The following is a 21,297-nucleotide window of genomic DNA, read 5'->3' on the forward strand; positions in this document are numbered from 1 at the left end:
GGAGTTACTTGAACAAATCAATCGCGACGGTGCCACTATTGTAATGGTAACGCATGATAGCGAATTAGCCCGCCGTGCTCCGCGTAATATTCAAGTAGTTGATGGGCAACTTGCCGACTTTACGCTTTATCAGGGCTCGCAAACTATAAAAATAGCAACGGGGGTTTAACTAATGTTTATTCATTATTTAGATTTAAGTTGGCGCAGCTTCAAGCGCACCCCACTGGTTAGCTTTTTAATGGTACTTGCCATTGCGATAGGTATAGGCATAACAATGACCAGCCTTAGTGTTTATCACATGATGTCAGCCGATCCTATCCCTGAAAAAAGCAGCCAACTTTACAGTGTGCAATTACAAACAATGGACGATGGTAGTACGTGGTGGACAGAAGATAACATGCCACTGCAACTGACCCATCAAGATGCAGAGAACTTATTAAACGCACCCACGTCAGAGAAAAAAGTGGCTATGATGCGTACCGGCTTTTCAGTTTATTTAGACTCCGACAAAATAAAACCTTTTATAGGTAATGCTCGCATGACAACGCCTGAGTTTTTTAGCATGTTTAATTTGTCATTTTTATACGGGGGGGCTTGGAGCAAAGAGCAAGAAGACTCTGCCGCACCTGTGGTTGTTATTACCCAAGAAATAAACGATAAACTATTTGCTGGAAAAAACTCTGTCGGAGAACTGATTTACTTAGATGATGCAAGCTATCAAGTAGTTGGTGTTATTAATCATTGGCCTCTCAATATTAAATATTATGATTTAAATAACGGTGCATTTAATCAAGTAGAAGAGTTATTTATGCCCTTTAGCTTAATAAAGACAAAAGAGCTAGTAAGTTGGGGCAATAGCAATGGATGGAAACACGAAAACACACCAACCTTTGCAGATAAACTGCAATCTGAGCAAGTATGGATCCAGTTTTGGGCAGAGCTAAATACGCTTGAACAAAAACAAGCCTATCAAAATTACTTATTAGCCTATATGCAAGAACAACAAAAACGTGGTCGATTTAATCGTAAAGAACTTGAGTATAAACTTCGCGATGTAAACCAATGGATGCAATACAACAACGTCGTCACCGAAGACAATAAAATTTTAGTGGGCCTGAGCTTTATGTTTTTAGGTGTCTGCTTAGCCAATATTTTAGGTTTACTTTTAGCTAAGTTTTTACGCAGAGCGCCAGAAGTAGGTGTAAGACGCGCATTAGGTGCGAGTAAAAGGCAAATATTTTTACAGCACTTAGTTGAGGTCGCCATGCTTGGCTTTATAGGTGGCATGCTAGGAATTGTACTAGCACAACTTGGCTTAATGGGCGTAGGGCAAAGCTATGACTACTATGAAAATTTAGCGACAATGGATTTAACCATGCTATTGAGCGCCCCATTGATTGCAATTACAACCTGCATTTTGACTGGTTTGTACCCTGCTTGGCTAGTGTGTAAAACCAACCCTGCTATTTATCTTAAGAGCCAATAAGGAATGTCACAATGTTAGAAATAAAACCTATATTTAACGCCTTATGCCGTTCAAAGGTGGGCGCTGTATTACTGCTAATTCAAATTGCAATTACCACAGCTATCGTCAGTAATGCTGCATTTATCATTCAAGATAGAATTAGTTATTTAAACCAAGAAACTGGCTACCCTGAACAAGATATATTTAAGTTTAATGTAATGACCTTTGGTACTGATATTAACTTAAGCCAGCAGTTTGAGCTTGATGAAAGCATGCTTAGAAAAATGCCAGGCGTAGTTGATGCCGCATTAAGCAGTAGTATTCCGCTATCAGGGGGGGGCAGCGCTTCGAGCTTTAATTTAAAACCTGCTCCACAAGAAGGCCTAAGTGTCAGGACCGCTTATATTTTTATAGATGACCACGCAATTAATACCTACGGCGTTAACTTAATTGCAGGGCGAAACTTTACCGAAGATGAAGTGCTCGTTACAAACGAAATTACACAAAAGCGTACCAACGTCACTATAGTCACTAAAGCCTTACTTGATGAGCTCTACCCTGATGGAGATGGTTTAGGGAAAATAGTTTATTTTGGCGACCTACCACTTAAAGTTATTGGCGTGATCGGAAAAATGAAAGGCCCGTGGCTCAAAGACAGTAAACCCGATAATCTTGCGTTTATTCCTTATATTAAAGCAGCAAGTTATGCACAAGTTGCCGTTCGTACAGAGCCTGGTCAGCGAGCAGCTGTAATGAAAAAAATAGAAAATGCTATGCTCGAAAATTACAGCAAACGCGTTATTAACAACATTAAAGGGCTTGATGAATTAAAAAATGAGTATACCGCTCAAGATCGCCTTATGATGCGCATGCTCATAGTATTAATCACTATTTTAGTGCTTATAACCGCTCTCGGTATTTTTGGCTTAACCTTATTTAATATTAGCAAACGTACTAAGCAAATTGGTACACGCAGAGCACTTGGCGCAAGAAAGTCAGCTATTATCAGCTATTTTTTAGTAGAAAACGCACTAATTTGTAGCCTAGGTTTAGCCTTAGGTGCAATAACAGCAATACTGCTTGGGAAAATGTTAATGCAGTCTTTTTCTGTTGCCGCACTACCACCAAGCTATATAGCCGTTACCGCCATTGCCGTATTTTTAATGAGTTTACTTGCAGTATTAGCGCCGGCTAAACGCGCAGCCAATATTTCGCCCAGTATCGCAACTCGCACTATTTAATTATATGTAAATCACTATGCTACACTGCTTAGTAAGGCAGTGTAGCCATTAAAAAATTATAAAAATAACCTATGACTCATAAAATACTCATTGTTGATGATAACCAAGCAGTACTCGACGCACTTTCATTGTTGCTCGAGATCCACGAATTTTCGGTAGTCACTGCAACAAATCCGTTTGATGCTCTGCAAATAGTTCGCTATCAGCGAATTGAGCTTGTAATTCAAGACATGAACTTTACCAGTGACACCACCTCTGGCGAAGAAGGTAAAGCGTTGTTTTATGAACTACGAGAAATAAACCCACACCTCCCTATTATACTTATTACAGCTTGGACCGAACTTGCCACCGCCATTGAGCTTGTAAAAGCCGGTGCTGCTGATTACTTACCAAAACCCTGGGATGATGCAAAACTACTAGTTTGTATCAGTAATTTAATAGAGCTAGGCAGTGCTAAAAAAATAGTGGCGACGCATAATCGCCATCAACAAGAACGTGAAGGTACATTTAAAAATGCAGACCTTGCTGGGCTAATATTTAAAAGTACTGCGATGGAACGACTGGTTACTATGGCGCTTCAAGTGGCTAAATCTGATATATCTGCATTAATTACAGGCCCTAATGGTAGTGGCAAAGAGTGTATTGCGCATATTATTCAAAAAAACTCCCCGCTTGTATCGCAGCCTTTTATTAAGGTAAACGCCGGTGCACTACCGCAAGAACTTATAGAAGCCGAGCTTTTTGGCGCTGAAGCCGGTGCATATACGGGGATAACCAAACAACGTATTGGTCGATTTGAAGCAGCTGATGGCGGTACGTTATTTTTAGATGAAATTGGTAATTTACCACTTTCAGGACAAATAAAATTACTACGCGTACTACAAACCGGCGAGTTTGAACGTTTAGGCTCAACACAAACACGAAAGGTAAATGTGCGGGTTATATCGGCCACTAACGAAAACTTACTACAAGCAATTCAACAAGGTCGATTTAGGGAAGACTTATATTATCGCCTTAATGTAATTGAGCTCAATGTGCCTGCCCTAAGCGAAAGACAAGATGATGTTTTAGCACTTATTAGCCATTTTTTACCTCACCGAGAGCTGACTATAAACACAGAGCAAGCTCTTCAACACTACAAATGGCCTGGTAACGTTAGAGAGCTAGAAAACGCTTGTAAACGCGTAGCGGTACTAAAACCTACAGGTGCGCTTGCAGTCGATGACTTTGCACTATCGTCACTGGTCACTGCTCAACAAGAAGCAAAAGCAGAGCCGACCAAACAGGAAATAGAACACGCAATGCGCGCTCATCAAGGTGTTATAGCCAAAGTCGCCCGTGAATTTGGTTTAAGCCGACAAGCGCTTTATCGTCGATTACAAAAAATGGGTATTGATTATTAATACCAAACATTATTAGCAACTTTACCCTAAGCCAAAAGGTTGTATTAATTTGCGGGCTTTGTAGCGCGCTGCCTATTGTTATTATTGCCGCGCTAAGTGGCTTTGATATTTACTACACTCTGTTTTTAATATTACTAACGCTTACATTTAGCACTCTACTTTCAAGAACTCTCACCAAGCCAATAAAGCTTGGCATGCAATCGCTTGAAACAGGATTACTTAATTTTAAAGATGGTGAGCTCTCCAGCTTACTAGCGTATAAAAGTAATGATGAACTTGGAAAACTATGCCAACTTTATAATCAAACCGCAAAACAGCTTCGCCAAGAAAAACAATGGATTTACCAGCGCGAGTTAATGCTTGATAAAGTATTGCAAAGCTCGCCGCAAGCGTTATTGCTGGTCAATGATAATAATACGGTGGTATTTAGTAATTTAATTAGCCGTAGTTTATTTAATAGCGCAACTCGCCTTGAAGGTATGCAACTAAGTAAATTACTCGAAAATTCGCCTCTGCAATTAGTAGCAGCTATAGAGCACGGTATTGATGGCCTCTTTAATATAGAAATAGAGAATCAAGACTCGCAAACTTGGCATTTAGCCACTGGGGAGTTTTTACTCAATAATCAAAAGCATCATTTATATATATTTAAACAGTTAACCCGTGAACTTAGTCGCCAAGAAGTTGCGGTGTGGAAAAAAGTAATACGCATTATTAGCCACGAATTAAATAATTCACTCGGCCCTATGTCATCCATGCTACACAGCGCACAATTGCTCGCAAATAAAGTTGATGAGCCTCGCCTTGCCCGTGTATTTGCAACTATTGATGAGCGAATTAGTCATTTAACTGAATTTGTACAAGGCTATGGCAAGTTTGCTAAATTACCTCAGCCACAAAAAACGCGGATTAACTGGCAAAACACACTCGATAATTTAAAAAACCACTGGCTATTTAGCTACGAAATAAAAAATTCACACAATGAATTACAAGCTGATCAAACACAACTCGAGCAGCTGCTGATAAACTTATTAAAAAATTCACACGAGTCAGGCTCCAACGCCAATGAAATACATATTCAGGTCGAGTTTGTACCCCAAGCATGTGTTATAAATGTAAGCGACTGCGGCAAAGGAATGAGCGAGCAAGTAATGGCAAATGCTTTAGTGCCCTTTTATTCTACAAAAAGTACGGGGAGTGGTTTAGGGCTAGCTTTATGCAGAGAAATAGCAGAAGCGCACCAAGGCCATATAAGTTTACATAACAAAATAGAGGGCGGCTTAAACGTACAAGTGAGCCTTCCTTATTCATAAATTTACACAAATTAAAAACAACAAAGCCACTTAAAAAGTGGCTTTGTGTTTAAAGAGCTTAATAACCTGAGTTCAGGTTGAGTAATAAATTACTCTGCGTCAGCTTCTTTGTATTTAGCAGCAGTTTCTGTAATTAACGGCTGTAATTCACCGCGTTGAAACATTTCGATAATAATGTCACAACCACCAACTAATTCGCCATCTACCCAAAGTTGTGGGAATGTTGGCCAATTTGCGTATGCTGGAAGCTCAGCACGAATGTCTGGATTAAGTAAAATATCAACGTATGCAAATGGTTCACCACATGACATTAACGCTTGCGATGCTTGTGAAGAAAAACCACAATTTGGTAATTTTGGTGACCCTTTCATGAAAAGGATTATTGGATTTTCTGAAATTTGCTGTTTAATTTTATCAATGGTTTCCATCTACAACCTCAAAGTAACGATAGCTAAATATATTTAGGTCTTGAAAATAACTCATCGTGACCACAAATATATAACTTAAAATGGGCAAATAAAGCCGCAATTGAAATAGTCTTTCGCAATAGCATTGCTGTTTGCTTAAACTTGAGTAAAATACTCAACAATTATAGTAACACTATATTACCGCTTGGTATAGGTAACTGCTCTGTTTCAACAGGCATTACGTATTACCAAATGGACTATCAACCAAAGAAGATGGAGATAAAAAAATGGCATTTGAACTACCGTCACTACCATATGCAATCGACGCACTTGAGCCACATATTTCAAAAGAAACGCTAGAGTTTCACCATGGCAAACACCACAACACTTACGTGGTTAAGCTTAATGGTTTAATCCCTGGTACTGAGTTTGAAAACAAATCTCTAGAAGAGATCGTATGTTCATCAGAAGGCGGCGTATTTAACAACGCAGCACAAATCTGGAACCATACTTTTTACTGGAACAGCTTATCTCCAAACGGCGGCGGCGAGCCTACTGGCGCAGTTGCTGATGCAATCAACGCTAAATGGGGTTCTTTTGATGCGTTTAAAGATGCATTAAATGACAAAGCCGTAAATAACTTTGGTTCAAGCTGGACGTGGTTAGTTAAGCTTGCTGATGGTTCACTAGACATCGTTAATACATCTAACGCTGCTACACCATTAACTGATGATGGCGTTACTCCAATCCTTACAGTGGATTTATGGGAACACGCTTACTACATCGATTACCGTAACGTTCGTCCAGATTACCTTAAAGGTTTTTGGTCGCTTGTTAACTGGGAATTCGCGAACGCTAACTTCGCTTAATTAGCCTTTAAACGCTAATGTAAAAAAGACGCTTAGGCGTCTTTTTTTGTTTGTTGTTTATCACACCTAAGCGCCTCATCATCTAATAAAACACTTTTAGTAACATGATCTTTTTTCACTTAAATTTTTAATTTTATTGCACAAAAATACACATTCGTGACTAGACTTTAAAAGGTAAGCACCTTTTTACAGCGGGTTTCGGAGGTTATTATGACGATTTTTGAGCATTACCAAGCACGATACGAAGCGGCACAGGAAGAAGAATACAGTATCGCTGAATTTCTTGAGATTTGTAAAACCGATAAGTCTGCCTACGCCAGCGCACCAGAACGCCTACTCATGGCAATTGGCGAACCACACATGGTAGATACCGCAACGGATGCACGACTAAGTCGATTATTTTCAAATAGAGTAGTTGCGCGCTACCCTGCCTTTGCTGATTTTTATGGTATGGAAGACGCCATTGAGCAAATAGTCTCTTATTTAAAACATGCGGCTCAGGGGCTTGAAGAATGCAAACAAGTGCTTTATTTACTTGGACCTGTTGGTGGGGGTAAATCATCCATTGCTGAAAAACTAAAGTATTTAATGCAACAAGTGCCTATTTATTCAATTAAAGGGTCTCCCGTAAACGACCACCCCCTCTCCTTGTTTGATCCTATCGAAGATGCAGACGTACTCAGCAAAGAATACGGTATTAAACCGCGCTACTTAAAAACCATTATGTCGCCTTGGGCTGGCAAACGCTTAAAAGAATTCAATGGTGATATTAGCCAGTTTAGAGTGGTTAAACGCTACCCTTCTATTTTAAACCAAATAGGCATTGCCAAAACCGAACCAGGAGATGAAAACAACCAAGATATTTCAGCACTGGTTGGTAAGGTCGATATTCGCCAGCTTGAGCACTTTGCCCAAAACGATCCTGATGCATACGCCTACTCTGGCTCTTTATGTTTAGCTAACCAAGGGCTGATGGAATTTGTAGAAATGTTTAAAGCGCCTATTAAAGTGCTGCATCCTTTACTTACCGCCACCCAAGAAGGTAACTATAACGGCACAGAAGGTATTAGCGCCCTGCCCTTTAATGGCATGATCCTCGCTCACTCTAATGAGTCTGAGTGGCAAACCTTTAAAAACAATAAAAACAACGAAGCATTTTTAGACCGTGTTTATATTGTAAAAGTCCCTTATTGCTTACGTGTGACTGAAGAAATTAAAATTTACGACAAATTACTTGAGCACAGCGAGCTATACAACGCGCCATGTGCACCGGGTACACTCAAAACATTGGCGCAATTTACGACGCTATCACGTTTAAAAGAGCCAGAAAATTCAAGTATCTATTCTAAAATGCGGGTATACGATGGCGAGACCCTAAAAGACACCGACCCTAAAGCGAAATCGTATCAAGAGTATCGTGATTACGCAGGTGTTGATGAAGGTATGACGGGGCTCTCTACCCGCTTTGCGTTTAAAATTTTGTCCCGTGTGTTTAACTTTGATACCACTGAGGTTGCTGCAAATCCGGTGCATTTGTTCTATGTGCTTGAGCAACAGATAGAGCGCGAGCAATTTTCAAGTGAAATAGAAGAGCGTTATTTAAGCTTTTTAAAAGGCTATTTAATTCCACAATATGTCGAGTTTATAGGTAAAGAACTGCAAACCGCTTATCTAGAATCGTACTCAGAATACGGACAAAATATTTTTGACCGTTATGTTATTTATGCAGATTTTTGGATACAAGACCAAGAATATCGAGACCCCGATACAGGACAGCTATTTGACCGCGCAGCGCTAAACGCTGAACTTGAAAAAATAGAAAAGCCAGCGGGTATTTCTAACCCTAAAGATTTTCGTAATGAAATAGTGAACTTTGTACTGCGTGCCCGCGCACACAACAACGGTAAAAACCCACTATGGACAAGCTACGAAAAACTACGCACGGTGATTGAGAAAAAAATGTTCTCTAATACCGAAGATTTACTCCCTGTTATTTCGTTTAATACTAAAACGTCTGCAGAGGATCAGCAAAAGCACGAAGACTTTGTGAACCGTATGGTCGAAAAAGGCTATACACAAAAACAAGTTCGCTTGCTTTCTGAGTGGTATTTACGGGTTAGAAAATCGCAATAACCTTCATAGTCGTAGTATTTAGGAGGTCAATATGGCGCATTTTATAGATAGGCGTTTAAACGGAAAAAATAAAAGTACGCTTAATCGCCAGCGCTTTATTAGGCGCTATAAAAAACAAATTAAAGAAGCGGTTTCAGATGCGATTAACAAACGCAGCGTTACCGATTCAAGCTCTGGTGAGAGTATTTCTATTCCACAACGCGATATCAGCGAACCTACATTTCATCAAGGGCAAGGCGGGAATAGAGAACAAATTCACCCTGGTAACGATCAGTTTTCTACAGGTGATAAAATTGAGCGCCCTAAAGGCGGACAAGGCGGTGGTGCCGGTGAAGGTGACGCCAGCGATTCGGGCGAGGGACAAGATGAGTTTGTATTTTCAATATCAAAAGATGAATACCTTGATTTACTGTTTGAAGATCTAGAACTTCCTAACTTACAAGAGAACCAGCTTGATAAGTTAGTGCAAATGAAAACCCATCGCGCAGGTTTTTGTAGCGACGGCATGCCAAGTAATATTGACATTGTACGCTCTCTTCAAGGCTCGCTTGCACGGCGTGTTGCCATGAGTGCAGGTAAAAAACGCCGTTTAAAAGAGCTCGAAGAACAACTTGCTCTGCTGCTTGCTGGTCCACATAACGATAAAGCGGCAATTGCTTTATTACAAAAAGAAATTGCAGCATTAAAAGTGCAAATTAAGTCGGTTCCGTTTATTGATAACTACGATTTACGTTTTCGTAATTACGAAAAGCGCCCTCACCCCACCAGCAAAGCCGTGATGTTTTGTATTATGGATGTGTCAGGCTCAATGGATCAGCCAACAAAAGACATGGCAAAGCGTTTTTATATTTTGCTCTATCAATTTTTAACGCGCAGTTATAAAGACATAGAAGTTGTTTATATTCGCCACCACACACAAGCTAAAGAAGTAGACGAACAAGAGTTTTTTTACTCCCAAGAAACTGGCGGCACTATTGTTTCAAGCGCTCTTAAATTAATGAACGAAATAATAAAAGAGCGTTATCACGCAAATGAGTGGAATGTATACGCCGCACAAGCCTCTGATGGCGATAACTGGGCGGATGACACGCCGCAGTGTGGTGAAATATTACGTAATAAGCTCTTAAGCGCAGTACGCTATTTTGCTTATATTGAAATAACCACTCGTGCTCATCAAAGCCTATGGCGCGAATATGAATCAATAACACACAGCCATAATAATTTCGCCATACAGCATATTCAAAGCGTTGAAGATATTTACCCAATTTTTAGGGAGCTATTTAAAAAAGGTCGTCAACAGCAAAACTCTGCATAGCCAAAAGCGAGGTAGCATTATGAATGATAAACGATTGAGTGATGGCCCAGATTGGACCTTTGATTTATTAGATGAGTATCAAGGTGAAATTGCCCGTGTTGCAGCTCACTACAGGTTAGACACCTACCCTAATCAAATTGAAGTGATAACCGCAGAGCAAATGATGGATGCTTATTCAAGCGTTGGTATGCCTATTGGCTACAGTCATTGGTCTTACGGTAAAAAGTTCATTCAAACAGAGCAAAATTATAAGCGCGGACAAATGGGCCTCGCGTACGAAATAGTGATAAATTCAGACCCTTGTATTGCGTACTTAATGGAAGAAAACACCCTGCCTATGCAAGCGCTTGTAATGGCACATGCATGTTACGGACATAACTCATTTTTTAAAGGTAATTACTTATTTAAAACCTGGACCGATGCAGGTTCAATTATTGATTACTTGGTATTTGCTAAAAACTACATAAGCCGCTGTGAAGAAAAGCATGGTATTACACAAGTAGAAGCCCTACTCGACTCATGTCATGCATTAATGAATTACGGGGTCGATCGCTACAAACGTCCACAACAAATATCGCTATTTGAAGAGCAAAAACGCCAACAAGAGCGCGAAGACTACCTTCAATCGCAAGTAAACGAATTATGGCGAACTATTCCTGAGCAACAGCAAGAAACCAAAAAGAAAGTTCGCCATTTCCCTTCTGAACCTCAAGAAAATATTTTGTATTTTATTGAAAAAAATGCCCCATTACTCGATTCTTGGCAACGTGAAGTGATACGTATTGTTCGTAAAATTTCGCAATACTTTTACCCACAAAAGCAAACTCAAGTAATGAACGAAGGCTGGGCAACTTTTTGGCATTACACCATCCTTAATCACTTATATGATGAGGGAAAGCTCAGCGACTCTTTCATGTTAGAGTTTTTACAAAGCCACACCAACGTAATTTATCAGCCACCTTATAACAGTAAGTATTATTCAGGCATTAACCCATATGCTTTAGGCTTTAATATGATGGTTGATATTCGCAGAATATGTGAACACCCAACTGAAGAAGATAAACGCTGGTTTCCTGAATATGCAGGTAGTAACTGGCTAGATACACTGCATTTTGCAATGGAAAACTTTAAAGATGAAAGTTTTATTAGCCAGTTTTTATCGCCTAAGTTAATTCGTGATTTTAAATTATTTACTATTATTGACCATACTAATAATCCCCATCTAGAAATTGGCGCAATACATAACGACAACGGCTATAAGGCAGTGAGAGAAGCACTCTCAGCGCAGTACAATTTAAGTAATCATGAGCCTAACATTCAAGTGTATGATGTTGATATTAGAGGTGACCGTTCATTAACCCTACGCTATGTACCTCATAACAATATTCCTTTAGCAAACTCGCACGAGGAAGTGCTTAAGCATCTTTACAGATTATGGGGCTTTAAAGTAAAACTAGAGCAAGAGTCAAATTCTGGTGAGGTTTCAATGATTGGTCAATGCCCAATAGATGACTCTCGACACACAACACAATAATGAAGGGCAATACAATTTCCATACTGATTGGATTTGCTCAGCAGATTGTAAAAAAACACGGTATTATTTAACCCTAAATTCTGGATATAAAAAATGACGCTTAAGCGTCATTTTTTATATCTTCGTAGGCTATTACTTTATTTCGCCCTGTATTTTTAGACTGGTACAGTGCTTTATCTGCAGCCTCTATCCAGCGCTCATGATTTTTAAAATCATTACTGCTACCAGCCAGCCCTATACTTACCGTCATTGTTATTTCAAAGTGTTTATACTTAACAGGGTTAGTTTCAATCAATACCCTTAAACGCTCAGCAAATACAAAAGCGCCTTCTTTATCTGTATCAAGCAATGTCACTGCAAACTCTTCACCGCCATAGCGCCCTGCAACATCAGTCTCGCGCAGCGTCGTACGTAGTAAGTTAGATAAGTGACGAAGCGATTCATCACCACAGCTATGACCATATTCATCATTTATTTTTTTAAAGTGATCAATATCAAACATTAATAATGTACTACAGCCACCACTTCGCTTAACTCTTAAAAACTCTTGGCGTAGCGTACCTTCCCAGTGTCCACGGTTTGCAAGCTGCGTTAAGCTATCTGTTTGACTTACTTGTTCTAATTTTTTATTTAACTCTTCAAGCTCTTTTTTATTTACCGCGACATCTGTTACATCATACAAAATAATACAAATGTGGCTAACTTCGCCCATCGTATTGGTAAGAGGGATGAATGTCGCATTTTGATACATGTAATCAGCTTTACCAGTAATAGGTCGATAATTTTTAAACCTAAAAATGTATGGCTGCTGCTCCCAAATCGTAAAAGAGCGGTTTTTTAAAACAAAAACCGACTCAGATTTACTTCTAAACCATTTTTCGTCTATTGCAGGAAATAAATCAAATAGATCTTTATCTTTTACTGCGCTTGGTAGAAGCCCTGAATGGTTTTCCATAAAACCATTCCATACACACACCTTATAATCCCTATCGAGTACCACAAGGCCTACATCAACGGTATTAAACATATCCATTAACCAATGGATCTCATTCATTTCTAAATCAGCGGCCATAACTTAATCTTCTAATAGGTAAGCAACTTTGTATTTCAAAGTTTTAAGTGAATCTTCAGTAAATAACAGCATGAGGTCGCAATTTATATCATGGTTTTCAATACCGTAACTAATCTCTATTGCAAGGGTGCGTTGCCAACGTGACTTGTTTGATTTAACCAACTCAGATACATCTCTGTGTTGGCCAAGTACAATCGGGTGCCCTTGGCTAAATGACATATCGAGCTGTTTTGAAAGACCCGTTAAAATAGCGCCTATCAAAATATTACTAATATCCATAAGCAGCTCAAGTTCAACTTTATCGTTTAACTCGCCGTCATAGTTCATCAAAGAAGCTATTTCTTTAAAGCTTGAATCATTTAAAAGTAATAGCGCCTCGCCCGAAATACCACCGCCAATAAAGCCCTGGCACACACCCGATGTAGCTGCGTTATTATCTATAGACTGCAGCGCCATATCGAGTTCATTAACTTCCAAAATATTCACATTAGGAATTGGTAACTCTACAAATACATTAAGAAGACGTGCAAGTAAATCCCCAGCCTGTCCCATAGCAACGTTAGTTAGCTCTTGGTATATATCCCGAACATCAGGGTCGACTTGCTCTCCTAGCGAATGAGAGAGACGCTCACGCATGGCTTTATCTTTAATCCCATGGTGTTCAATTATGCTGGCTAGTTTTTCGGGAGAACATGGTTTTTGAATAAAATCGATAGCACCAAGCTCAAGCACTCTTTGGTGTGCACTTGGTTGTATATCACCAGAGACAACAACAGTGAGAATATTAAGCCCCTGTTCTTTCATAGCGATTAAAACTTCATAACCGTCCATTTCTGGCATGTTTAAATCGAGAAAAAGTATCTCTGGTTCAATTAACTTTATTTGCTTTATACAATCAACGCCGTCAAGTGCAAATTCAACTTTAATGTCCCAATCTTCAGGTAATGAGCGAGCTAGCTGACGCCTAGCTAATTTCGAGTCATCACATATTAATACCGATGTTGACATATTATCTCTCTGTTTCTAAACCAGTAATGAGCATTAAAATCATTTTATGATGGTTTTTATTTTTATTATTGAAGATATCTTTTGTAACTTCATGTTAATCAAAGTTTAGCATAGTTACAATTTTTATATTTCAGAGCTAATACCCACTCTATTAAGCAGGTTTAATCACTTGGTAACTATAGCCCAGTATAATACACTGACGCCCATTGCGTTAATTTAAAAGGAAATACCTTATGTTACGTTCACTTGTCTTTGCTTTGTGTTCATTTTGTTCTGTGGCTATTGCAGCCGACTATCCAGAAAACACGCTTGATGCAGGAAAAGTATCCGCGCAAGGCAAACCAGTCACTTTATTAGGTCAAGGTATCTCAATTGGAGATAGTGCGCCAAACTTTAAAGTTGTTGATGACAACTTTATTCCAGTGACACTTGAGGATTATAAAGGCCAAGCTGTATTAATAAGTGTAGTACCCAGCCTAGATACCGGCATTTGTAGCCTGCAAACTAAGCACTTTAATGAAAAAGTAGCCTCACAATTCCCAAGTGTAGTTATGCTAACAATTAGTGCTGATTTACCATTTGCTCAAAAGCGTTTTTGCAAAGCTGAAAATATCGATAAAATCACTACGTTATCAGATTCTGTTTGGCGTGATTTTGGTCAAAAATACGGATTGATTATTAAAGATATGGGCTTACTAACGCGAACAGTCTTTATTTTAGATGAAAGCCATAACGTCATTTATAAACAGTTAGTTAGTAGCCTTTCAACTGAACCAGAATACAACAGCGTAATTGAGAAACTTAAAACATTGTAAAGTCCATTAAGTAGCACTAATTAAGCAATGCTAAATAGCCTTAAAACAAAAAACCGCCAATTGGCGGTTTTTTAATGTGCTTTTATAATTAACCTAAAAGTTCACCAAGTTGTTGGCTAACAGTTTCAACAGCTTGTGTACCATCTAGTTTATGGTATTGAGTATTACCAGCAGCCGCTTCTGCTTGATAGTAATCAACCAATGGCATAGTTTGCTCGTGGTAAATACCTAAACGTTTACGTACTGTTTCTTCAGTATCATCAGCGCGAACAATTAAGTCTTCGCCAGTTTCGTTGTCTTTACCTTCCACTTTTGGTGGATTATAAACAACGTGGTAAACACGACCAGAACCAGGATGAACGCGACGTCCGCCCATACGCTCAACAATGACTTCATCAGCCACGTCAAATTCAATAACGTGATCAACCACTACGCCATTTTCTTTCATTGCATCCGCTTGCGGGATTGTACGCGGGAAGCCATCAAGTAAAAAACCTTTCTCACAATCCGCTTTAGTAATACGCTCTTTAACTAAACCAATAATAATATCGTCAGAAATTAGTTGACCAGCATCCATTACTTTTTTTGCTTCTAGACCCAGTGGCGTGCCTTCTTTAATTGCCGCACGTAACATATCGCCAGTAGAAATTTGTGGAATACCGTATTTGTCCATTAAAAACTGAGCTTGAGTACCTTTACCTGCACCCGGCGCGCCCAAAAGAATAATGCGCATATTATTGTCCCCTAGTATGGATATTTATTTTAAAGCCTGAATTCTTCCACAAGCGCCGCCGATACTCAAGCAACTTATACTAATTGATGAGCCGTTGGGGTGTTTACAGGGCATTAAAAAAGGGAACACACGTTCCCTTTTTTTTAAAGTACATAATTTATACTTTATTAACTGAGTAAATAGCTATTTGCTTATTTACTTAGTTCAAGCATCAATTTATTTAAGCGAGTAACAAATCCTGTTGGATCTTTAAGTGTACCGCGTTCTGCAAGTAGTGCTTGATCTAGTAAAACGTGTGACCACTGCGCAAACTTATCTTCATCTTGTTCGTCATTTAAGTGCTTAACAAGTTGATGCTCTGGGTTTAGCTCAAACACAGGTTTTGCTTCAGGGGCTGCTTGACCAACAGATTCCATTAGCTTTTGCATTTGTGAGCTCATGTCGTTGTCGTCGCTTACAACACATGCTGGAGAATCTGTTAAGCGGTGCGTAAAGCGCACTTCTTTAACGTCATCACCTAGTGCTGTTTTAATACGTTCAACAAGCCCAGCCATTTCTTTTTCAGACTCTTCTTGCGCTTTTTTAGTTTCTTCGTCGTCAAGCTTACCTAAATCTAAGTCACCACGTGTGATCGACTGTAGTTGCTTATCAGCAAATTCAGTTAGGTGACTCATCATCCACTCGTCAACACGGTCACTTAGTAGTAATACTTCAATGCCTTTTTTGCGGAAAATCTCTAAATGCGGTGAGTTTTTCGCAGCGGTGAATGTATCAGCTACTACGTAGTAAATTTTGTCTTGGCCTTCGTTCATGCGTTCAACATATTGCTCAAGCGACACATCTTGTGTTTGTGAATCAGTGTGTGTCGAAGAAAAACGAAGTAGCTTACAAATAGCTTCTTTATTGGCAGCATCTTCAGCTGGGCCTTCTTTCATTACTTGACCAAACTCATTCCAAAATACTTGGTAATCGTCAGCTTTGTTTTTAGCCATACGCTCAAGCATTTTAATAATACGCGATGTACACCCTTTACGAATAGCTTGCGTTACTTTGTTGTCTTGTAGAATTTCACGAGATACGTTCAGTGGTAAATCGTTTGAATCTAGTAAGCCTTTTACAAAGCGAAGGTAGCTTGGCATGAATTGCTCAGCATCATCCATTACAAACACACGTTGTACGTAAAGTTTTAAACCACTTTGACGTTCACGGTTCCATAAGTCGAAAGGTGCTTTTTTAGGAATATATAAAAGGCTAGTGTATTCAGTTTTACCTTCAACCTTATTATGTGCCCAGCTAAGTGGCTCTTCCCAATCATGGCTTACATGCTTGTAAAACTCTTTGTATTCATCATCAGAAAGCTCTGATTTATCGCGTGTCCACAATGCAGTCGCGCGGTTAATGCTTTCCCACTCACCTGGTACTGCTGGAATTTTTTCGCCGTCTTCACCTTCAGATTCTGGCACTTCTGCTTTAAACATTTGTACTGGCGTTGAGATGTGATCAGAGTATTTAGTAACGATACTACGTAGGCGCCAGTCATCAGCAAATTCTTTTTCTTCATCGCGAAGATGTAAAATAATGTCGGTACCACGGCCTTCTTTTTCAATTTCTTGAAGTGTGTATTCGCCTTCACCTTGAGATTCCCACTCATAAGCGGTTGTTTCACCAGCTTTGCGTGTACGAACAGTTACTAAATCAGCAACAATAAATGCAGAGTAAAAACCTACACCAAATTGACCAATTAACTGTGAATCTTTACTTTGATCACCCGTTAAGTTTTTGAAAAACTCAGCAGTACCCGACTTTGCAATAGTACCTAATGAGCTAATGATTTCATCGCGCGTCATACCAATACCATTATCTGAAATGGTAATTGTATTTGCTTCTTTATCTGCACTAATACGAACACGTAAATCGGCATCACCTTGGTAAAGGTCACCTTGAGATAATGCTAAAAAGCGTAACTTGTCTGCTGCGTCTGATGCATTTGACACAAGCTCACGTAAAAATATTTCTTTATTAGAATAAAGAGAATGAATCATTAAGTTTAATAATTGTTTTACTTCTGTTTGAAAGCCTAATGTTTCTTTTTGTGCTGCAGTCATTTATATATCTCCAATTTGCAAAGTGTCTGCGTTATGCACTTAATATGGGGTGAGGTGTTAGAACTTCAAGGGAAAAATTTAAAAAAGGTGAAACGAAAACAAAGAACCATTAATTTGTTTAAAACGAATGCGGACAATTAATATGAATCTTTTCACCTGTTGTTGGATGTTCAAAATATAAATCGCTGGCATGTAATTGTAACCGCCCTGCCATATATTCACTTTGCGCACTTTTATATAAATCACAGCCTAAAATTGGGTGCCCTATAAACTGGCTGTGTATTCGTAATTGATGGGTACGCCCAGTAATAGGTGTAAATTGCACTAAGGTTCTGCACGGCTGCCTGAGCCGCTCAAGTACTTTATATTCACTCAGCGCTGTTTTACCTGTCGATTGGCAAATTTTAACACGCGGAAAAAGCAGTTTATCTTTTGCAATTGGCGCAGTAATTTGCCCTTCATCAACAGCCAAGCATCCCTCTAACATGGCTACATAACGCTTTTGAATAGTACGCGCTTGAAATTGCTTATTAAGGTGCTTTGACGCAATCGCGTTTAACCCAACAATCATAATGCCCGATGTGCCCAAATCTAGCCGATGCGGTAACTTAGCCTCTGCAAATGCAGCTGTTAAGCCCTTTTGACCATTTACTAAGCGGTAATGCACTGAGTCCCAATTAAGCGGATTTTTACCTGATAAGCTTAATAGTCCACTGGGTTTATTGATCAGTAAAATATCGTCATCTTGATATAATATTTCAATAAACCCGTCGCACTTAGGGGCTACAAAATCATCAACTATAATGGGTTGTTCTGAAGGTGTTTGCGATGTTGAGTTAGCCATTAAGTTAATCATTAAATTAGTCACTATCTTTTGAATGAAGCGCTTTTAATGCCAATACTTTTTCACGTAAATCATCTGCTACTACTTTATCAGCAGCAATCGGGGCACCGACTGCAACCGACACCAAAGACCATTTTAATCGAGGCAATTGCCACTTAGCTTTACGACTAAACATGCTGCCCCATAAACCACCTAAGTGCACAGGAATAACGGGCACAGGTGAGCGCTCAATAATGCGCTCGATTCCACGGCGAAAAATATCCACTGAGCCGTCACTGGTTAGTTTTCCTTCAGGGAAAATACCAACAAGTTCGCCTTTATTAAGCGCAGCAGCTACTTCGTCAAAGGCTTTTTTAAACGCTTCTGGATTGGTTTTTTCACTGTTAATGGGAATAGCCTTAGCCATTTTAAATAACCAATGTAGGGCCGGCGAATAATAAATAGGGGCAAATACCATAAACCGGATAGGCCTTGGTGATGCGGCTAAAATAAACATCCAATCAACAAAGCTGACATGATTACACACGACAACCGCAGCGCCTGCATCAGGTATATTACTTTCACCTTTTGTACGCACTCTGTACATACAAATAGCTAAAATATATATAATAAATCGTAAAAAGAACTCTGGTACTTTGGTATAAATATAAACAGAGATAAGTAAGTTTAGCCCGGCAAGTAACAGTAGCAACTCTGAAATACTCCACTGAAAAACAGACAGCGTTACAATACTTAAAACAGCACTGCCCACCATAAACAGTGCATTTAATACATTGTTAGCCGCTATAACTCGTGAGCGACTCGACTCTTCAGTACGCTGTTGAATAAGCGCATACAGCGGTACAGTGTAAAAACCAGAGCCAATACCAATGCCTGCCATCCATACAAAGTGCCACACCATATCGCCTGTTTTTAATAGCTCCTGAAGCGTCATTAACTCAGGGTGTTGAGGTAAATAAGAGCTAATGGCTGGCTCTTGGCTCAGTAAGTATAAAAACAAGGTAATTAAGATAGCGCCAAAAGGCACAATTCCTAATTCTATTCGAGAGCGAGAAAGCTTTTCACACAGTAACGAACCAATAGCAATACTTAGTGAAAACACAACAAGTGCGCTAGTTACAACCAGTTCATCGCCGCCCATTGTGTGTTTTACATAATTTGGTAGGGACGTTAAAACGATGGCGCCAATTAACCAAAACCAACTGATCCCAAGGACTGATTTACCAACCGATTCTGTTTGCGAATTAAGTGCTGAAAATACGTTTTTTGTCGATGAAAATATATTATAGGTAAATTTTAAGTTAGGCTCGTTTGCTTCACTAGTGGGTATAAAGCGACTGCTCACATAACCCATCACGGCCAAGACTAATACGGCAATACTTATAAGCGTAGGCCCTACTGATTGAGTAATATAATAAGTGCCAAAAATTGTACCCATTAGTATCGCCACAAACGTGCCTGATTCAACCAAGCCATTTGCTTTTGTTAATTCATTAGGTGCTACGTGCTGCGGTAAAATAGAATATTTTAATGGACCAAAAAACGTACTTTGCACGCCCATTAAAAATACGGTGGCTAACATTAGCCACACATACTGCGTTAAAATAGAAACTGCCCCTACAACCATAATAGGGATTTCACATAGTTTTACGATTCTAATCAATTTTGATTTTTCTGTTTTTTCTGCAAGCTGCCCTGCCATCCCTGAAAATAAAAAGAACGGAAGAATAAATAACCCAGCAGCAATATTTGAATAAAGTGCGCCATCTGCAAGCGTTGCAGCCTGAAATATTAATAGAATAAGCACTGATTGCTTATACACGTTATCGTTTATCGCTGAGAAAAACTGCGTAATAAAAAGCGGTAAAAAACGCTTACTACCCAGTAATGCACCTTGATAGGGTTGGTTATCTTTCATTGTATTCCTTACTAATTAGAGACATAGCCCAAAAATAAATTAGATTGTTTTTAAGCTTACCTTAAAAACGAAAAAGCCTACATGATTTAATCATGTAGGCTTTTGTAATTTGTTTTCAAATAGTGACTTAGAGCTAGTCTTGAGTAACTAGGCGCCTGCCGCTAAAGGCATGCATAAGTGTTCTACCATCTACTAAATCAAGCTCACCTCCCACAGGAATACCATGGGCAATACGTGAAGCGCCTACTTTGTATTTATGACAAAGCTGAGCAATATAATGTGCGGTAGTATCGCCTTCAACCGTAGGGTTAGTCGCTAAAATAACCTCATTAATATCGCCTTGAGCAAGCTTTTGCTCTAAAACATCTAAGCCAATCTCTTTAGGACCAATACCGTCTATTGGCGATAAGTGACCCATTAATACAAAGTATAGACCTAAATACTGACCTGTTTGCTCGATGGCAAGTACGTCAGTAGGCGATTCAACAACACATAATATACCGCTGTCTTGGCGTTTTGTACTTAAACAAATATCGCACTGAGCTTGTTCGCAAAAAGTACGACAAGACTGACAGTGCCCTATGGCGGTCATTGCTTTAGTGAGTGCATTGCCCAGCTGAGTGCCTCCCTTTCGGTCGCGCTCAAGCAGGTGAAAAGCAATACGTTGCGCTGACTTTGGACCAATGCCAGGTTGACAGCGCAGTGCTTCTATAAGCTGATTTAAACTATCTGAAAGTTGCATTATTGACTTAAAACGGCATTTTCATACCTGGTGGTAATTGCATACCGCCAGTTACTTTACCCATACGCTCTTGTGTTTCTTCAGCAACACGGCGTACAGCATCGTTACATGCTGCTGCAAGTAAGTCTTCAATCATGTCTTTGTCGTCTTCCATAAGGCTTTCATCAAGCTGAACACGACGTACATTGTGGTTACCAAGCATGGTTACTTTAACTAAACCGGCACCGGCTTCGCCGACAACTTCTAATGTTGCGATTTCGTCTTGGGCTTTTTGCATGCGATCTTGCATTTGCTGCGCTTGCTTCATCATGTTGCCCATTCCACCTTTAAACATAACTTTCTCTCTTTCTTTTAATACATTAATTAACATGAACATAAGG

18 protein-coding genes and 1 pseudogene are annotated in these 21,297 nt (G+C 39.4%); 10 read left to right on the forward strand and 9 right to left on the reverse strand.

Features of this window, described 5'->3' with window-relative positions; translation table 11 throughout:
* The 5 genes and pseudogenes from L652_RS1000000125580 to L652_RS0122865 form a co-directional block, all read left to right on the forward strand.
* A pseudogene (locus L652_RS1000000125580) lies at positions 1–169 on the forward strand (ABC transporter ATP-binding protein); the annotation flags it as partial.
* 3 nt (positions 170–172) lie between these two features.
* A complete protein-coding gene (locus tag L652_RS0122850; RefSeq protein WP_024597401.1) occupies positions 173–1,486 on the forward strand; it encodes an ABC transporter permease in 1,314 nt (437 codons plus the stop codon).
* Positions 1,487–1,497: 11 nt separating this feature from the next.
* Positions 1,498–2,706: an FtsX-like permease family protein gene (locus L652_RS0122855; protein WP_024597402.1), complete on the forward strand. Its 1,209-nt coding sequence runs from the start codon at positions 1,498–1,500 to the stop codon at positions 2,704–2,706.
* Between the two features lie 71 nt (positions 2,707–2,777).
* Complete coding sequence (locus L652_RS0122860; protein ID WP_024597403.1) at positions 2,778–4,109, forward strand: sigma-54 dependent transcriptional regulator; 1,332 nt, start codon at positions 2,778–2,780, stop codon at positions 4,107–4,109.
* The gene (locus tag L652_RS0122865; protein ID WP_024597404.1) at positions 4,109–5,422 is read left to right on the forward strand and encodes an ATP-binding protein; all 1,314 of its coding nucleotides are present in this window, start codon (positions 4,109–4,111) and stop codon (positions 5,420–5,422) included. The genes L652_RS0122860 and L652_RS0122865 overlap by 1 nt, the downstream gene beginning before the upstream one ends.
* Before the next feature lie 89 nt (positions 5,423–5,511).
* Here L652_RS0122865 and L652_RS0122870 read toward each other — a convergent pair whose 3' ends face one another.
* Entirely contained in the window at positions 5,512–5,850 is a 339-nt protein-coding gene (locus tag L652_RS0122870) for a Grx4 family monothiol glutaredoxin (protein WP_004335359.1), read from the reverse strand.
* A 266-nt stretch (positions 5,851–6,116) separates the two neighbouring features.
* Here L652_RS0122870 and L652_RS0122875 point away from each other — a divergent pair, with 266 nt between their 5' ends.
* The 4 genes from L652_RS0122875 to L652_RS0122890 all read left to right on the forward strand — a co-directional run bounded on the left by L652_RS0122875 (position 6,117) and on the right by L652_RS0122890 (position 11,680).
* Complete coding sequence (locus L652_RS0122875) at positions 6,117–6,698, forward strand: Fe-Mn family superoxide dismutase (RefSeq protein WP_002960323.1); 582 nt, start codon at positions 6,117–6,119, stop codon at positions 6,696–6,698.
* A gap of 210 nt (positions 6,699–6,908) precedes the next feature.
* A complete protein-coding gene (locus tag L652_RS0122880; protein WP_007375848.1) occupies positions 6,909–8,831 on the forward strand; it encodes a PrkA family serine protein kinase in 1,923 nt (640 codons plus the stop codon).
* Positions 8,832–8,862: 31 nt separating this feature from the next.
* The gene (locus L652_RS0122885) at positions 8,863–10,146 is read left to right on the forward strand and encodes a YeaH/YhbH family protein (protein WP_007375849.1); all 1,284 of its coding nucleotides are present in this window, start codon (positions 8,863–8,865) and stop codon (positions 10,144–10,146) included.
* Between the two features lie 19 nt (positions 10,147–10,165).
* Positions 10,166–11,680 carry a SpoVR family protein gene (locus L652_RS0122890; protein ID WP_024596359.1) on the forward strand — a complete coding sequence of 505 codons (1,515 nt, stop codon included), beginning with the start codon at positions 10,166–10,168 and terminating at the stop codon, positions 11,678–11,680.
* A 100-nt stretch (positions 11,681–11,780) separates the two neighbouring features.
* Here L652_RS0122890 and L652_RS0122895 read toward each other — a convergent pair whose 3' ends face one another.
* Positions 11,781–12,752 (reverse strand): diguanylate cyclase, encoded by a 972-nt coding sequence (locus tag L652_RS0122895; protein ID WP_024592692.1) that lies wholly within the window; start codon positions 12,750–12,752, stop codon positions 11,781–11,783.
* Between the two features lie 3 nt (positions 12,753–12,755).
* A complete protein-coding gene (locus tag L652_RS0122900) occupies positions 12,756–13,760 on the reverse strand; it encodes a response regulator (protein ID WP_024590825.1) in 1,005 nt (334 codons plus the stop codon).
* Positions 13,761–13,993: 233 nt separating this feature from the next.
* Here L652_RS0122900 and tpx point away from each other — a divergent pair, with 233 nt between their 5' ends.
* Positions 13,994–14,575 carry a thiol peroxidase gene (tpx, locus tag L652_RS0122905; RefSeq protein ID WP_024596358.1) on the forward strand — a complete coding sequence of 194 codons (582 nt, stop codon included), beginning with the start codon at positions 13,994–13,996 and terminating at the stop codon, positions 14,573–14,575.
* 88 nt (positions 14,576–14,663) lie between these two features.
* On the opposite strand, the gene adk is transcribed toward tpx, so the two are convergent.
* The 6 genes from adk to L652_RS0122935 all read right to left on the reverse strand — a co-directional run bounded on the left by adk (position 14,664) and on the right by L652_RS0122935 (position 21,251).
* Positions 14,664–15,308 (reverse strand): adenylate kinase, encoded by a 645-nt coding sequence (adk, locus tag L652_RS0122910; protein WP_002962321.1) that lies wholly within the window; start codon positions 15,306–15,308, stop codon positions 14,664–14,666.
* A 191-nt stretch (positions 15,309–15,499) separates the two neighbouring features.
* Positions 15,500–17,413 carry a molecular chaperone HtpG gene (gene htpG / locus L652_RS0122915; RefSeq protein ID WP_024596357.1) on the reverse strand — a complete coding sequence of 638 codons (1,914 nt, stop codon included), beginning with the start codon at positions 17,411–17,413 and terminating at the stop codon, positions 15,500–15,502.
* A gap of 118 nt (positions 17,414–17,531) precedes the next feature.
* Positions 17,532–18,269 (reverse strand): RluA family pseudouridine synthase, encoded by a 738-nt coding sequence (locus L652_RS0122920; protein WP_024596356.1) that lies wholly within the window; start codon positions 18,267–18,269, stop codon positions 17,532–17,534.
* Positions 18,270–18,273: 4 nt separating this feature from the next.
* Positions 18,274–20,175 carry an MFS transporter gene (locus tag L652_RS0122925; protein ID WP_024596355.1) on the reverse strand — a complete coding sequence of 634 codons (1,902 nt, stop codon included), beginning with the start codon at positions 20,173–20,175 and terminating at the stop codon, positions 18,274–18,276.
* 133 nt (positions 20,176–20,308) lie between these two features.
* Entirely contained in the window at positions 20,309–20,917 is a 609-nt protein-coding gene (recR, locus tag L652_RS0122930) for a recombination mediator RecR (protein WP_002962308.1), read from the reverse strand.
* A 7-nt stretch (positions 20,918–20,924) separates the two neighbouring features.
* Complete coding sequence (locus L652_RS0122935) at positions 20,925–21,251, reverse strand: YbaB/EbfC family nucleoid-associated protein (protein ID WP_002962306.1); 327 nt, start codon at positions 21,249–21,251, stop codon at positions 20,925–20,927.
* Positions 21,252–21,297 lie beyond the last annotated feature (46 nt).

Source organism: Pseudoalteromonas sp. TB25 (assembly GCF_000497995.1).
Taxonomy (GTDB): domain Bacteria; phylum Pseudomonadota; class Gammaproteobacteria; order Enterobacterales; family Alteromonadaceae; genus Pseudoalteromonas; species Pseudoalteromonas distincta.

What these genes read in the sequence shown, in the direction of transcription:
- L652_RS0122850 (WP_024597401.1), top strand. Translation starts at nt 173, where the DNA reads ATGTTTATTCATTATTTAGATTTAAGTTGGCGCAGCTTCAAGCGCACC.
- L652_RS0122855 (WP_024597402.1), top strand. Translation starts at nt 1,498, where the DNA reads ATGTTAGAAATAAAACCTATATTTAACGCCTTATGCCGTTCAAAGGTG.
- L652_RS0122860 (WP_024597403.1), top strand. Translation starts at nt 2,778, where the DNA reads ATGACTCATAAAATACTCATTGTTGATGATAACCAAGCAGTACTCGAC.
- L652_RS0122870 (WP_004335359.1), bottom strand. Translation starts at nt 5,850, where the DNA reads ATGGAAACCATTGATAAAATTAAACAGCAAATTTCAGAAAATCCAATA.
- L652_RS0122875 (WP_002960323.1), top strand. Translation starts at nt 6,117, where the DNA reads ATGGCATTTGAACTACCGTCACTACCATATGCAATCGACGCACTTGAG.
- L652_RS0122880 (WP_007375848.1), top strand. Translation starts at nt 6,909, where the DNA reads ATGACGATTTTTGAGCATTACCAAGCACGATACGAAGCGGCACAGGAA.
- L652_RS0122885 (WP_007375849.1), top strand. Translation starts at nt 8,863, where the DNA reads ATGGCGCATTTTATAGATAGGCGTTTAAACGGAAAAAATAAAAGTACG.
- L652_RS0122890 (WP_024596359.1), top strand. Translation starts at nt 10,166, where the DNA reads ATGAATGATAAACGATTGAGTGATGGCCCAGATTGGACCTTTGATTTA.
- L652_RS0122895 (WP_024592692.1), bottom strand. Translation starts at nt 12,752, where the DNA reads ATGGCCGCTGATTTAGAAATGAATGAGATCCATTGGTTAATGGATATG.
- L652_RS0122900 (WP_024590825.1), bottom strand. Translation starts at nt 13,760, where the DNA reads ATGTCAACATCGGTATTAATATGTGATGACTCGAAATTAGCTAGGCGT.
- tpx (WP_024596358.1), top strand. Translation starts at nt 13,994, where the DNA reads ATGTTACGTTCACTTGTCTTTGCTTTGTGTTCATTTTGTTCTGTGGCT.
- adk (WP_002962321.1), bottom strand. Translation starts at nt 15,308, where the DNA reads ATGCGCATTATTCTTTTGGGCGCGCCGGGTGCAGGTAAAGGTACTCAA.
- htpG (WP_024596357.1), bottom strand. Translation starts at nt 17,413, where the DNA reads ATGACTGCAGCACAAAAAGAAACATTAGGCTTTCAAACAGAAGTAAAA.
- L652_RS0122920 (WP_024596356.1), bottom strand. Translation starts at nt 18,269, where the DNA reads ATGATTAACTTAATGGCTAACTCAACATCGCAAACACCTTCAGAACAA.
- L652_RS0122925 (WP_024596355.1), bottom strand. Translation starts at nt 20,175, where the DNA reads ATGAAAGATAACCAACCCTATCAAGGTGCATTACTGGGTAGTAAGCGT.
- recR (WP_002962308.1), bottom strand. Translation starts at nt 20,917, where the DNA reads ATGCAACTTTCAGATAGTTTAAATCAGCTTATAGAAGCACTGCGCTGT.
- L652_RS0122935 (WP_002962306.1), bottom strand. Translation starts at nt 21,251, where the DNA reads ATGTTTAAAGGTGGAATGGGCAACATGATGAAGCAAGCGCAGCAAATG.